The sequence below is a fragment of the Paenibacillus sp. MT86 genome (assembly GCF_058792535.1).
In genome coordinates this window covers 3,635,787-3,651,072 of sequence record NZ_CM179499.1, presented here as the reverse complement: position 1 = coordinate 3,651,072, position 15,286 = coordinate 3,635,787, and the positions used below count along the sequence as shown (strand labels likewise).

The 15,286-nt window shown below is 46.4% G+C and carries 10 protein-coding genes; 9 read left to right on the top strand and 1 reads right to left on the bottom strand.

The features are described from left to right. Positions 1-66: 66 nt before the first annotated feature. Positions 67-915, bottom strand: coding sequence for a helix-turn-helix transcriptional regulator (locus AC3RCL_RS16105; RefSeq protein ID WP_096773882.1), 849 nt, complete (start codon positions 913-915; stop codon positions 67-69). A gap of 305 nt (positions 916-1,220) precedes the next feature. Here AC3RCL_RS16105 and AC3RCL_RS16100 point away from each other — a divergent pair, with 305 nt between their 5' ends. The 9 genes from AC3RCL_RS16100 (at position 1,221) to AC3RCL_RS16060 (ending at position 15,208) form a co-directional block, all read left to right on the top strand. Continuing rightward, on the top strand, positions 1,221-2,894 hold the full coding sequence (locus tag AC3RCL_RS16100; protein ID WP_251496283.1) for an extracellular solute-binding protein: 1,674 nt from the start codon (positions 1,221-1,223) through the stop codon (positions 2,892-2,894). A gap of 114 nt (positions 2,895-3,008) precedes the next feature. Next, positions 3,009-3,914, top strand: coding sequence for an ABC transporter permease (locus AC3RCL_RS16095; RefSeq protein ID WP_009590100.1), 906 nt, complete (start codon positions 3,009-3,011; stop codon positions 3,912-3,914). Between the two features lie 37 nt (positions 3,915-3,951). Then, on the top strand, positions 3,952-4,836 hold the full coding sequence (locus AC3RCL_RS16090; protein ID WP_176502408.1) for a carbohydrate ABC transporter permease: 885 nt from the start codon (positions 3,952-3,954) through the stop codon (positions 4,834-4,836). A 40-nt stretch (positions 4,837-4,876) separates the two neighbouring features. Further along, complete coding sequence (locus AC3RCL_RS16085; protein WP_492530649.1) at positions 4,877-6,607, top strand: sensor histidine kinase; 1,731 nt, start codon at positions 4,877-4,879, stop codon at positions 6,605-6,607. A 12-nt stretch (positions 6,608-6,619) separates the two neighbouring features. Continuing rightward, positions 6,620-8,302 (top strand): response regulator, encoded by a 1,683-nt coding sequence (locus tag AC3RCL_RS16080; RefSeq protein WP_492530647.1) that lies wholly within the window; start codon positions 6,620-6,622, stop codon positions 8,300-8,302. Between the two features lie 96 nt (positions 8,303-8,398). Continuing rightward, a complete protein-coding gene (locus tag AC3RCL_RS16075) occupies positions 8,399-9,673 on the top strand; it encodes a Gfo/Idh/MocA family protein (RefSeq protein ID WP_492530645.1) in 1,275 nt (424 codons plus the stop codon). Positions 9,674-9,990: 317 nt separating this feature from the next. Beyond that, positions 9,991-12,477 carry a DUF4855 domain-containing protein gene (locus AC3RCL_RS16070; protein WP_492530643.1) on the top strand — a complete coding sequence of 829 codons (2,487 nt, stop codon included), beginning with the start codon at positions 9,991-9,993 and terminating at the stop codon, positions 12,475-12,477. Between the two features lie 412 nt (positions 12,478-12,889). After that, complete coding sequence (locus tag AC3RCL_RS16065; protein WP_492530641.1) at positions 12,890-14,308, top strand: leucine-rich repeat domain-containing protein; 1,419 nt, start codon at positions 12,890-12,892, stop codon at positions 14,306-14,308. Positions 14,309-14,422: 114 nt separating this feature from the next. After that, positions 14,423-15,208 (top strand): stalk domain-containing protein, encoded by a 786-nt coding sequence (locus AC3RCL_RS16060; RefSeq protein WP_192571761.1) that lies wholly within the window; start codon positions 14,423-14,425, stop codon positions 15,206-15,208. The last annotated feature ends 78 nt before the right edge of the window (positions 15,209-15,286 follow it).

Below are 15,286 nucleotides of genomic sequence, written 5' to 3'. Positions count from 1 at the left end.
TTGATTATAACCAGCCATGCCGGCAATGGCTTCTCAAATCATGAAAGCGTTATTCTCATTTTTTGCTCATTCCGTAATCCCTATTGATTGCCGATAACGGATCGGAGACAGGCCGACAATCTCTTTAAAAACACGGTAAAAGGTCGGCAAGCTTTGAAAGCCGCATTCGAAAGCAATATCGGCTACAGCTTTGTCTGTTCCTGCCAATTCCCTCTTGGCAGCCTGGATACGCAGCAAGGAAACATATTCCGAGAAACGATAACCGGTCGTTTCCAGAAACGCCCGGCTCACGCGCGAGACGCTTAAACCAAGTTCATCAGCCAATTCCCCTAAGCTAACCGGCTCGTGGTAACGATGCTCGACCAAAGCGGCAAGCGATTGCGCCTGGCGAACGGAATGTAGCATATGATGACGCTCATCATCGGTCAGCAAACCGTTGTAATGTCGAAGAAGACGGCCGCACAGCTGAATGAGCGCGCTTTTGGCCATTGCCAAATAACCGGGGGACTTTTCCCGCAGTTCTTCCGCTATAGCCAGCACCCAAGGCGTAAGCTGTTTGGCGAGCGGCGAGCCGCCCATAATATGATTGCAAAAATGAGTGGAGCGATAGGAGAATGGCAGCAGAAGACCGGGCTCCTCCGCTAGCAGCAGAGCGGGATCAAAATTAATAAAAAGATAGCGGCTCGGGTCATCGGGGGCAGATTGGGCAATATGCCGTTCATCATTGTTGACCAGAAATAAGTCGCCAGGTTTTGCTGCATATTGTTTGTTGCCAAAGAAAAAATAGCCTTTGCCTGTTAAACAGAGACCGATCTCCAGGCTTGCGTGCACATGAGGCGGCTGCCGATAAGTGGCAGGGGTCCATTCGAAAGCATTGATAGCAATGGGATGGTCATAGGCAATATGAAGTCTCATTATGTCCAACGCCTCCAGACAATCATGAATTTATATGCTAAGTATATAGACAAGGGATGACTTCAACCAGATACTGTTATTTACTTTCATACATACATTTTGAGGTATTTCTAAATGAAAAGTAAATGCTGCCGATGTATAAGTGAATCACGATAATTATTTGCTTTTTGCCTGGTGTCAAGAGGTGTATACGAAAGTAAAGACTAGTATATAGAACAGCGGGGGGCTTCTTTCTATACTGGAATTATGAAAGACTGCAATACAATTTGCAGAAAACTAAACGAAATGTACCGGAGGGGTAAAATTTGAAGAGCAAAAAGGCACTTGCAATGATCTCCTTGACGCTTGCATTGGCGATTACAGGCTGCGGATTCAAAACGTCGTCTGAGCCAAACCAACCACCTGTAAATTCCAAGGAACCAATTGAAACAACAGGCACAGGAAACAGCAATGATATCATTGAGGTTTCAACGGTTTCGCCAAGCGATCCTTACTTGAAATTCGACGAAGGTGAAGACTTCGACAAAAACTCAGTTTATGACGTTTATGAACAAGATATCGGTGTCAAAATTACAAACAAGTGGATTGCAGACATCAGCCAATTCAAAGAGAGAGTAAAAATTGCGATCGCATCCAACGATCTTCCCGATTTCTTGCTTGTAAACGCTGCACAGCTTAAGGAGCTGACGGAAGCGGATATGATTATGGATTTGACAGAGATTTATGATCAGCATGCTACGGAAGAGACGAAAAAGTTTCTGACCATGGACGGCGGCATGCAGATGAAAACTGCGATGATCGACGGGAAAATGATGGGGATTCCAAGCTCATACAACCCGTTCAACTATCAATACTTGTTCGTTCGTACCGACTGGCTGAAAGAACTTGGCTTGCCTGAGCCTAAAACAATGGATGATTTCATTGAAATTGCCGAAGCGTTCAAAACCAAGAATCCTGGCGGCACAAAACAAGCTTACGGTATTGCGGTCAGCAAAAACCCATTTAGTATCGAGACAGGCGTTACCGGTCTGAGAGCGTTCTTGAACGGCTATCACGCTTATGAAAACATTTGGATGGAAGATGGGAACGGCGGTTTGATGAACAGTGATATCCAGCCCGAGATGAAGCAGGCGCTTGCAGCGCTGCAAGACATGTTCAAAAAAGGGTTGATCGATCCTGAGTTTGCGGTTAAAGATACGGAAAAAGCCGCTGAGCTCATCTACGACGGCAGCATCGGCATGGTATTTGGTGCTTCCTGGACACCGGCGCAGCTTGTGCAGGGCGCTGTGAAAGACGGGAAGGTTGTTCAAGAATGGGGAGTGTTCCCTATCCCTTCCGTAGACAACAAGCCTACATTGAATCAAATTGGTCTTGGTGTTGACGAGTACTATGTGATCTCTAAACAAGCCAAGCATCCTGAAGGCGTTATCAAATTGCTGAACCAATGGATCGTCGTTGATAATACGATGAATCCGACAGATGAACAAAAAATCTATCTGTATGGTAAAGACAAACAAGAAAAAGGCAACAACTACTGGCTGCTGAACCCGCTTCGCGTAGGCAAACAGATGGATAACAACGGCGAAATTCTGCCGAAAGCGATCGAAACGAAAGATCCTAGCATTCTTCAAACTGCAGACCAGAAGGGTCGTTATGAACGTGCGATGAAATTTATCGATGGTAGCGATATCAATATGTGGTGGGAAGTGCTGATTTCGGGGCCGAACGGAGCGGTATCGCATAACCCAAAAATCCAGCAAAACAAAGAATACCTGCAAAACAAATTCTACGGCGCACCTACGCCGACGATGGCAGACCGTCAAGAAATTTTAACGAAGAAACGTGATGAAATATTCATCAAAATCATAATGAACCAAGTATCCGTAGACGAATTCGATACATTCGTTGAAGAGTGGAAGAAGCTTGGCGGCGATGAAATCACGAAAGAAGTTAACGAGTGGTATCAATCGATGAAATAGGATCTGTAGCGCAAAGGAGGGATTGAATCTATGCAATCCCTCCTTTTTTCAAGAACAATCAGGTTCTTGAGCAAGGCATGCACAGCATGATAAGTGAATCAGCGAGGTGAAGATATGAATAGTCTGACGCGCATGTGGAAGAAGGAATGGCCGCTTCATTTGATGCTGCTGCCGGGTTTAGCTATGATTGTTATTTTTAGTTACATTCCTATGACAGGAATCATGATGGCTTTTCAAAAATATGTGCCGAATAAAGGGTTGTTCGGCTCCCCGTTTATCGGATGGAGGAACTTCCAGCTGTTAATGGATTATCCGGATATCGGCCGCATCTTCTTTAATACGGTATACATTGCTGTAATGAAAATCGTTGCCGGTTTGTTCGTGCCAATCACGATAGCAATTTTGCTTAATGAATTGCGTAGAGAATGGATGAAAAGAACGTTCCAAACCCTGGTCTATCTGCCCCATTTTCTATCCTGGGTGCTGCTGAGCGGGATTTTGGTCGATATTTTGTCTCCTTCCTCCGGCATATTGAACCAGCTGCTTGGATGGTTCGGCATGAAGCCGATTTTCTTTCTTGGCGATAATAACTGGTTCCCTTATGTCATGGTCATCTCCGATGTATGGAAAGAATTTGGATTTGGTACCATTGTTTATTTGGCCGCACTGACAGGAATTAATCCTACGCTGTATGAAGCCGCTCAAATCGATGGTGCGGGCCGCTGGAAACAAACGCTTCACGTGACGCTGCCGGGCATGATGCCGATCATCGTTCTTATGCTGACGCTTAATATCGGCAATGTGCTGAATGCGGGATTTGATCAAATCTTTAACCTGTACAGCGCACCGGTTTATGAAAGTGCCGATATCATTGATACTTTTGTCTACCGTATGGGGATCCAGCAAGCCCAGTTCGGATTTGCCACAGCTGTCGGCTTATTGAAATCCGTCGTATCCTTTATTTTCATTTCCGTATCCTACGTACTCGCATACCGACTAGCGAATTACCGTATTTTCTAATAGATGAAAAGTCGGTGATTCAGAAAGGAGACTGACCGTGGTTATTAAACCGTCATTCGGAAGAAGGGCTTTTCTAGTTTGCAACCTAGTCTTTCTAGCGTTTATATCTTTTTTATGCTTAATGCCGATCCTTCATATTTTGGCGATTTCGTTTAGCTCGGGTTCGGCGGCGGCAGCCGGCAAGGTTGCGCTGTGGCCTGTAGAGTTTACAACGGCGGCTTATGATAACGTGTTCGGCAAGCCTGAGTATGTAAGAGCCTTTGGCATTTCGATTCAACGGGTTGTTGTCGGGACGGTATTAAGTATGTTGTTAACGATTATTACAGCTTATCCTTTATCCAAGGATCGCAATACGTTTCGTCTAAGAACCGTCTATGCATGGATATTTGTTTTCACGATTTTGTTCAACGGCGGACTCATTCCTACCTATTTGACAATTAAAAGCTTGGGACTTATTGATACTCTCGGAGCGTTGGTGCTACCTATGGCAATTAACGTGTTCAACGTCATCCTGCTATTGAACTTTTACCGCAATCTGCCCAGGGAGCTTGAGGATGCTTCACGGATTGACGGAGCCGGGCATTTTGCAACGCTTTGGAAAATATATGTTCCGCTATCGTTGCCCGCACTGGCAACAACGGGGCTTTTTACGATGGTAGGGCATTGGAATAGCTGGTTCGACGGCATGCTTTATATGAATCACCCGGAAAATTATCCGCTGCAAACTTTCTTGCAAACCGTTATTATTAAGATGGATTTCCGATTTCTTAAATCAGAAAATGTGGAACTCATGCTCCAGCTGTCTGACCGTACAAGCAGGGCGGCACAAATCTTCGTAGCGGCTTTCCCGATTCTTATTGTCTATCCATTCTTGCAGCGGTTTTTCATCAAGGGCATTGTAATGGGAAGCGTAAAAGAATAGACAAAGAAGGTCGTAGATCTCGGGCACAGGAGAACAGACGATGAAAAGTATATTCTTTTTACAGGATTCCTCTATATTCAAAAAAATAATGGCTGCCTTTTTGGCGGCCTTACTGCCGCTTATGGCGATAACCTGGATGATGAATGAGCAAGGGGCCGATCATATCCGCAGTGAAATATCCGATTCGATTTTGAATACGACAAGGTTTTATTTAGACTCCCTGGATCAGGAAGCAGACCGGATCAGCCGATATCTGCCTAACTACGTTATGGACAGGGATTTGATGGAAGTGGCGGCGACAGGCGAGCAGATGAACTCCTACGAGCGGTCGTATAAAATACTGGATATTCAGCACCGCCTGGATTTAATGAAAAATTCCAGTCCGTTCATTCGCGAGGCGAAGGCGTACATTCCGCATATCGAGCGCACGGTGCTGAGCAACAGCTTTGAAACCAAGCTGGATGCAGAAGAATATGAAGCGATGCAGCCAGACAAGAAGCTTTATACGGAGCCCTTTATTTATTGGCAGGACCGGCTGTTTATTACGATGCAGTACCCTGCAGGCAAAAAGGACCCGCTCTATGTGGTGGGCGTAGAGCTCTCAACCGGCAAAATTAAAGAGACCTTAACGCAAATCGGCAACAGCAGGGGTGGTCAGACCGTATTGTTTAATCTGGAGCGCGGCTGGGAAATCAATAGCGGTTCCGACCTTGAATTTCATGATCTGATGAAGGAGCTGGCTTTTGAAAAGCAGGCGGCGAAAATGGATGAAGGCTATGATACGATCCATTATAAAAACAAGCGATATCTAACCGTATTCAAGTATTCCAGCCTATGGAATTCATACATGGTAACGAGCATACCGGAAGAGATGATTCTCGGTTCATTGCAGGTATATAGGGCATTGTTTTGGTGGGCTTGCGCGCTTGCTGTTTGTATTTTTTTATTTTTTACCTATTTTATCATCCGATTAATATACCGTCCGTTGTTAAAGCTGGTGCGTTCCTTCCGCCGCATGCAGCAAAACGAGCTGGAGCCGATCTTGATCGACCGCAGGCAGGATGAGTTCGGCTATTTATACCAGGCTTTTAACGATACCGTGAAATCTTTGAAAACACTGATTGAGGAAAATTATGAGCAGCAGATTCGCAATCAGCGTTCGGAGCTGAAGCGATTGCAATCGCAAATCAATCCTCATTTTTTATATAATTGCTTTTTCGTGCTTTGCCGCTTGATTAAATCCGATACCCAGAAGGAAAAAGCCTACCAGTTCTGTTTGTACATAGGGCAATATTTTCAGTTCATTACTCGCCATCATGATGACGACATTCTGCTGGAGATGGAGCTTGAGCATTCCCGCACTTATGTAGAGATGCAGTCGATCTGTTACGGGGAACGAATCGAAGTGCTGTTTGAAGTCGAAGCCCAGCCGATTGAAGTTCCCCGATTGATTTTGCAGCCTATTATTGAAAATGCTTATAAGTACGCCCTTGGCAATATGCGCGGCACGGGCGAGCTATGGGTGCACAGCAAGCTGCGAAATGATGCTTTTTACATTTACGTAGAAGATAACGGCGAGTTCATTACGGATGAGGAAATCGAAGCGCTTGGCAAGAAGCTGCGTTATTCAACGAACCAGATGGAGGAGACAACCGGCCTGCTTAATGTTCATCGCAGAATTCAGCTTCGTTATGGAGAAGAGTATGGGATTACCGTATCACGCTCTGAGCTTGGCGGGCTTCAAGCTATTATTAAACTGAGCATGAGCTAAGGAGGAATCGCCATGTACAGGCTTTTAATCGTGGATGATTTGCCGATTATTGTAGATGGTCTTCTGGAGTTGTTCGAGAAGACGGAGCGTTTGGAGCTTGAAGTCATGAAGGCCTATTCCGGCGAAGAAGCGCTTGCGGTGCTGTCCCATCACCGGATGGATATTGTGATTTCGGACATTAAGATGTCCGGCATAGAGGGCATTGAGCTGCTTCAGGAAATAAAATCGCAGTGGCCGGCGTGCAAAGTTATTTTATTGACAGGGTTCAATGATTTTCACTATGCGAAGAACGCCCTTACATTTGGTGCCTTTGATTATTTGCTGAAAGTGGAAAGCGACGAGAAGATCATTCATACCGTTGAACGGGCGATAGAGGAAATCGAAGAGGAACAGGGTCAGGCTCAAATGATCTTGCGGGCCCAGTCCAAAATGAGAATAGCGATGCCTTCCTTGCAGAAGGAATATATCTGGGGCTTATTTCAAGGCAAGACGATGACGGGGCAGCAGCTTCGGGACGCTTTTGCGGAAATGGACATTCCGCTCGACGCATCGCTCCCTGTCTATTTACTGATTGGCAGGATCGATGCCTGGAAGGAAATGTTCACGGCACCGGACAAGGCTTTGCTCGCTTACGCACTTCAAAATATCGGCGATGAGTATTTATCCGCCCATGTGCGCTGCTTCTCCGTCGTATTTGATATGAACAAAATGGTATGGATCTTTCAGCCTAAAGCCGGTCCGGAGATAACGGCGGATACCGGTACGATGGAATGGACCCGGGCATACCGCTATGTGAGCGGCAATTTGGAGACGATCCAGGCGACCAGCAAAAAGCTGCTGAGCCTCTCCGTATCTTTTCTTATTGGCAGCGAGGCTGTCCCATGGAATCGGCTGTCGGATCGTTTTCATGCGATGAAATACGGGCTTATGCAAGGCCATGGTTTGTTCCATGAGGTCATCATGACCGATCAAGATCTTCAGAAGTCCGAAGAAAAAGAGAAGGCGAAAAGCTATCATGACAGCTTTTTTCACGCTCGCGTACAGCTGCTGATGAGCTGTCTTGAAAATAATCACCGCGAGCAGTTTAATCATCAATTCGTCGAATTGACAGACATCTGGAACGATCCGGATACTCCATATGAGCGCAAGGTTGAGTTGTACCATTTCCTATCTGCGGTATTTCTGGCGCATTTGCACAAAAATAAAGATATGCGAGACTATATGAATACCCAGATTAACTTGGATAAACTGTTCCGCCAGGAGGAGACCGCTTCATGGACGGAGCTCATTCCATACTATTGGCAAATTGCGGACTGCTTTTTTGAATGGAATGCGCTTCGAGGGACAGAGCTGCCGGCGGAGGTCGTCAATAAGGTGCATCGTTATATAGAGGAGCATATTGCGGATGATATATCCCTAACCGCGATCGGGGATTATGTCAGCTTGAATCCATCCTATCTCTCAAGGCTATACAAACAGATAACGGGAATCGGTCTCTCTAAATACGTAAATGATTACCGCAATGTCATAGCAAAAGATATGCTGCTCAATACATCCATGAAGGTCAATGAAATTGCCGCCAAACTCGGCTACAATTCAGCGCTTGCCTTTATCCGCTTTTTTAAGAAGCAAAATGATATGACGCCGCAGGATTTTCGAACGGCTCGCAACGAAACCATGCACCAAGGTCAATAAATGTATATGGAATGTAAGCAATGATCTATTTTGATGCGCGGAGTCACCCCTTACAATGAAGTTATGATGCAATTGGATATGCAAGGGGGAACAGCATTGAGAACATTAACAGCAGTACTATTAGGCGCAGGCAGTAGAGGAAGATACATCTATGGACCGTATGCGGAGAAATTTCCGAATGAACTGAAGTTTGTTGCGGTAGCCGAGCCTGATGATGAACGCAGACAACGTTTTGCAGAGATTCATCAGATTGCTGAAGAACACGTTTACAATTCGTGGGACAAAGCATATGAGCAGGGGAAAATAGCCGACGTGATGATCATCTGCACGCTTGATCGGATGCACTATATACCAGCAATGAAAGCGATGGAGCTTGGCTACCATGTCATGCTGGAGAAGCCCATGTCACCGAATGTGCAGGAATGTATAGAATTGGAGCAAGCTTCTCTTAAGCATAAGCGTTTGCTGGTGGTCACGCATGTGCTTCGCTATTCCCCGTTCTGGTCGGGCATCAAGAAATGCATCGAGGATGGGGAATTGGGCGCGATCGGCACCATTCAGTTAACCGAAAACGTAGGCTATCACCATATGGTTCATAGCTACGTACGCGGCAATTGGCGCAATTCCGAGGAAACAAGCCCGATGATTTTGGCCAAGTCCTGCCATGACCTGGACCTCATCTCCTGGCTGATGGATGAACCGTGCACTGCGGTCAGCTCCTTTGGCTCATTGCTTCATTTTAAAGCCGAGAACGCGCCGGAGGGTGCTACGGACCGCTGCATCGATGGTTGCGAAGCCGAGAGGGAATGTGCTTTTTCAGCGATTAAAATGTACTTGGAGCAACCTGCCGATCATTGGGCGCGCTATATGACGCACGATTTATCACAGGAAGGCATTATCCGGGCGCTCAAGGAAGGACCGTTCGGCCGCTGCGTCTATCGCTGCGATAATAATGTCGTCGACCATCAGGTCGTCAATATGGAATTTGCCAGCGGCGCTAATGCTAATTTCATTATGTCGGGATTAACCCAAAGCGGTACTCGCCGTGTGCAGATTATGGGTACGCAGGGAGAGATCATGGGCGACATGGATAAGGGTTCTTTTACGCTGTACCGTTATGCGACGGGCGAAGAGATTGAAATTAAATGCAGCGTGCAGGGCGACGGCCACGGCGGAGGCGATGAGCGCATGGTGAGCTCCTTCCTTAAAAATGTACATAAGTTCGACCGCAACCCGTCTCAAGGCCTTACATCGGCTACCGCTTCCTTGCAAAGCCATTTGATTGCTTTCGCTTCCGAACGATCCCGTTTGCAGCAGGGCAGAAGCATCAAGCTGACCGAGATGTATCAGAAGGAAGAAGCGGGTGTTTAATTGTACACAACTGTGGAACTTGAATTAATTCGACCGCAAATTCGCCGTATGAGTTGAATGAAGCCGCGAGGGTGGACGGCGCCATAGCCGCTGCAGATGATGATCTGCCGGCTAATGGTTCACCTTCGGACTGATCTTCTAAGACATTTCGCGAGCAAAGAAGGGAATGAGGAATGAGAATTTTTTATTTTTGAAAGCGATTCCAATCAGGGCGTTTGCCGAATTTCGTGAAAGGGGGGATCCATTTAGGTATTCATCACTAAGCGGGTAAAGAATTCAGGCATTTCTACACTTGAGATTAAAAAGGAGCTGACCTAATGACGTTGAACAAGAAATGGGGATCCGTCCTGCTGACAGTAGTATTGCTGATTTCCTCGATTTCTGCGGTGCAGGCAAAATCGCCTGTTCCGGCAATGGAGGAGACGCAATTCCGCAATCTTGCGGCCGGTCTCCCATATGAATGGTCCGAGGAGCCAGAAGCGTCGCATCCTGACAACGGTTACAAACTTACGGATGGAAAATACGGCACGTTGGATATGAATGACCCGGCATGGGTAGGGCATCTGCGTGGAAAAACGCGGGAAGTCGTCTTTGATCTCGGTGAGGAAAAGTCAATCGGAAAGATTACCGCTCACTTCTTCCAAGATTATCCTACCAACTCGATCCTCGTACCTTTGACCGTATCGATGTATGTCTCCGATGATAAAGAACATTGGGGCCTGCTGTCACATAACGCCACTCAGCTGCTCTGGGGGGAAGGACCGCCAAGGCAGGAGAACTTTGAATGGGACGGCAGCCGGGATGGAATCAAAGGCGGGAATACGGACGGCAAGCTGGCTTATGCGCGTTATGTTAAAGTAACCTTTACGATGCATCCTTCGCAATGGGAATACATTGACGAAATCGAAATTATAGGTACGGATGGCAAGGCTCAGGGGGCGGTAAAGGTTCCTGCCGAACAGCCTCGTTTTTTGGAGCCGGGAGAAGCTACAGCCGGTATCCGGAACCTGAATCTGCTGTATAACGGGCAATATGCAGATGGGTTGGGCGATTGGAACAAGGAACGGATCATCCCGAACATCAGTTATGTAAATCAAGATGGCGAGCCTGTCGACTGGCTTTTTGACGGTATATTATATCTCGGACTGGCTTCGCCTGCCGGCCGTGACTTCGGTGTCGGACAAACGATCCTGGAGGACTGGAACTGGTATTTGGATAAAACCTTCGCACCCGCAGGGGATATGCAGCAGTTGAATGAGGCAACAGTGGAAGTCGGAGCCAAGCTGGACCAGCCTGATCATAAAATGAAGGTTGTGCTCATGATTCCGAACCCGGGGGAATACGTAAACGACTTTGGCGACGTTGACGGTGACGGGGTATCCGAAAGCTTTAACGACTCGGTTGTCGGCAAAGAGAAAGCGCTCGAAAACCGGATAAAAGCGATGCAGTGGTGGCTGGATCAGGTTCGCCAGAGGTGGCAGGAGGCGAACTATTCCCATCTGGAGCTTGTCGGGATGTACTGGCTGGAAGAACAAATTAGCACAAGCGATACAGGTCCGGATTTGATCAAAGCTGTAAGCAGCAAAGTCCATGACATGAACTTGAAATTTTTCTGGATCCCTCACTCATTGGCTTATAAAAGCTTTATGTGGAAAGAAGTAGGGTTTGACGCCGTGGCGCTTCAGCCTAACTATTTCTTCGGCGGAACGGATTCCGACCGTTTGGAAGATGCCTCGAACCTGGCCAAGCAATATGGGATGTCGAATGAGCTGGAGTTCGATGATCGGATGCTGACGGACGACGTATTCCGCCACCGCTATGTCGAATACTTGAACAGCGGCGTTGAAACCGGCTTGATGCAAAATGGTTTTAGAGCTTATTACCAAGGCAATAATGCCGTTTACAACTTAGGGGTAAGCAAAGACCCAAGCTTGCGTTTGATGTATGACTGGCTGTACCAGTTCTTGAACGGAACGTACACGATTGACAACAGCCCGACACCGGAGACAATGGAGGAGCTTGTACGCAGTTATGTCGCGTCGAACGAAATCAATTCGGCTTTTGGCAATGAGTTGTTGTATCGTTTGCAGATCATCAAGCTGCTTCTGGAGCAAAACAAGCCGAAGGATGCCGTAACGTATATGCAGGATTTCCTCGTACACATTCACGACCCGGCCGTGCAAGCACAAGGGTTGATTTCGGCACCGGCAGCAACGGTGCTTGATACCTATGCCCAAGTTCTCATGGAAACTTGGTCTGACGACTGGGGCCTCAGCAATCTGGCTCAAGGTCTAAGCTATGCCATTTCGCGACCGCCTAACAGCAACTATCCCGATTCCGGGAATGAACTGACGAACGGCCTATTCGGCGGAACGGATTTCAGCAACGAGCAGTGGCAGGGCCATGCGGGAAGCGCCTACCCTGAAGAACGAAGCCGCACCATCACATTGGATTTGGGCCGCAACAAATCGATCGGATCAATCAGAGCCCATTTTCTTCAGGATCAAGGACCTGGGATCTATTTCCCTCAGAACGTCGCTTTTTCCGTTTCAACGAACGGCCAAACCTGGAGCTCGCTGGCAACCGTTTCTCCGCCATCGGCTCATGATGCTGCCTCTGCCGAATTCGTGAGATGGAGCGGCTCAGCAGACGGCGTGCCGGGGAAAGCGGGAGCCGATAAAGTGTTCGCCCGCTACGTCAAGATCGAATTCCCGGTCAACGTCTGGGTCTTCCTTGATGAAATCGAAGTTCTTGGCATGGACGGCAAGGCGAATGGAGCCGTCGTTTTGCCGCCGACGCCGTAAATACCGGGCATCCGGTAACGGCAGTGAATTCCATGACATATTCTGTCGCGCCATGATGCACGGTATCTTATGATTCCTAATAAAAAGCCATGGGCGCAGCATTATTTTTCACGCTGTGACCCATGGCTTTTGCTATTGAATCGGTCCTGGCGCCCCCATGGGAAGTGAATGACTCGAGGAAGCCGAGTTGGACGAGATGTTCGACTACCATGAGAAATATGCTCGAGCGTATGAGCACTAAATAAAGAATCGTGTAAGGCTGGAGGATTTATGGAAAGGTTAGCCAGAGTCTACTGGTTGGCCTTTTTTTGTACTCGTCTTGATGGCACAATGGAAAAAAATGTACTGCAACTTTTATCGGTTATAAGCGTCATTACCATAAGACACCAGTAGAAGAGGGGATAGAAAGGAAATGAATAAGGTTTTATCAGGGCTCGTATTCGTTTTGGTAATGATATTCAGCTTACCGGGCCAGGCATCTATGGAGCAGGCTTCCCTGGATGTAAGTTTTCAGGACGAACAGTTGGAGCAAGCAATAAAGCAGATTTTAAAAAAGGATGAAAATGCGACTGTTACACAGAAAGATATGGAATCATTAACATTACTTGATCTTTCAAGACGAGGAATTAAAAGCATTCAAGGCTTGCAATATGCTTCCAATGTGAAATATCTTGACTTGTCCAATAATGAAATTGACGATATTACGCCTCTCAAGCCATTGATTAAGATTCGCGAACTTGATATTGCGGACAATCAGATCGCTTCAATTCAGGATTTGTCCGCCGTGACGGATTTGGAAATGTTGATCGTAAACCGGAACCAAATTTCGTCGATTGATGTGATCAAGCAGCTTGGGCGTCTGCATACATTCGAAGCGAACGATAATCAAATCTCGAATATAACGGCATTATCGTCGGCCACAGAATTAACATGGTTACAACTGAACGGGAACCAGATCGCGAATATTCAGCCCTTGAGCAGATTAACCAAGCTAAAGAATTTGGAAATAGCGAGCAATCGATTCTCGGACCTGAGTCCACTTAAGCCTCTATCCAAAAGTTTAATGAGCCTAAACATCGGAAGCAATCGAATTTCGGATCTCCGTGCGCTTGAAGGGATGACGCTAATGAGGGCTCTTTCCGCGGAAAACAATAAGATCAAGAAACTAGATCCACTGAAAAAAATGTCTAACCTGTCTTCCTTGAATCTAAACTCTAATTTGGTTTACAATCTTGAGCCTTTGAAATCCTTAAGCGAACTTCATTATTTACATCTAGCGGATAACCGTGTGTGGAATTTGGATCCCATTCGAAATCATACGTTCGATCCTCCTCATTTTGACACGGGAGCAATTAGATACGCGTTGGATTTAAGCGGTAACTATTTGGATTTAAGAAGTACGACCAAAACGTATCAACTTCTCAATAAGCTCGGTGGGGATGGATCCCGCCAACTGAAAGCCCAGCGATTAGTGATCGGGAGCAGAACTGCTTACTTAGGAGAGAGTTCCTTTAAGTTAAGCGAAGCCCCGTTTATTGCATCGAGCCGCACATATGTCCCGATTCGATTTGTATCCGAGCGATTGGGTTCGAAGGTAGGGTGGAACCAAAGCAAACAAGAGGTAACGATCAGCAAAGACAACACGACGATCCGTTGGAAAGTGAATGAGAAGAAAGCAAACGTGAATGGAAAAACCGTTTCATTTGATGCGCCGTTACTGTTGAAGAAGAATAGTTCGTTTATCCCCGTACGCTTCGTGTCCGAGCTGTTAGGCTCTCCCGTTGAATACGTGGCGAATCCCAAAACGGTAATCATATTTGAGCGAAAATAGCTTCATTACGTACTGCCTGAGCCCTCCGGCGTAAATTGCTGGAGGGGTTTGTTTTAAAATAACAAGGATTGAGTTAAGGTCAAGGATTTAATCGAACCGTGGGAGGAGTCATCCATGAAAAAAACAATACTCGCACTAACATTTTCTTTAGTGTGTACCTTACTAATCGGTAATCCTGCGATAAGCTTCGCCGATAATTTATCGAACACGGTTGACAATGGAATAATCGAAAATGGACGAATGCTGATTCCATTACGCGCTGTTTCAGAGAAATTCAATTCAGAAGTAACTTGGAACCAGGCAAAAAAAAGCATTACGATTATTCGCGGCAAACGAGAGCTATTGCTGCGTGTGAACTCTCGCACAGCTTTATTAAATAACGCTGCTTTCAGCCTTGATGTGCCAGCAAAAATCGATCATGGAACGACTTATGTGCCCGCACGTGTTTTTGCTGAAGCTTTTGGCGGAACGGCGCTGTGGTCCAAACAAGAGCGAAAAACAACCATTACGATCGGTCTGCAACAGGTCTTTATCCATACAGAGCCGCAGAAGCCTTGGAGAATGAGTCAAGAAAGAATAAACGTACTGAATGAAAAGATAAATGAAGCCACCGATCTCTCAAGCTATTCCCAAATCCGAACACATTTCAGACCTTATTTCACGGACTCATTTATTAACAAGATTATTCACAGTAATGGCATTAAAAATAACGCTATACTAACAAAAAAGGCCGATATTACTTATAGTAGTACCACAGCGGCGAGAATGCACCAATCGGCTTACTTTGAAAGCGGACCTATCAATCTTGAGCTTGTTGATCGTTTTGTATTCTATAAATTGGTTGATAACCAATGGAAGGTAGATGATGTGAACGTGGGTAGACAAATTATTGCGCCATAATACGGTCGAGAGCAGGATAAGCGCCAGAAGAATTATGATGTCGCTGCATGATATTTTTAAAGAAGGGTTTAAAAACAG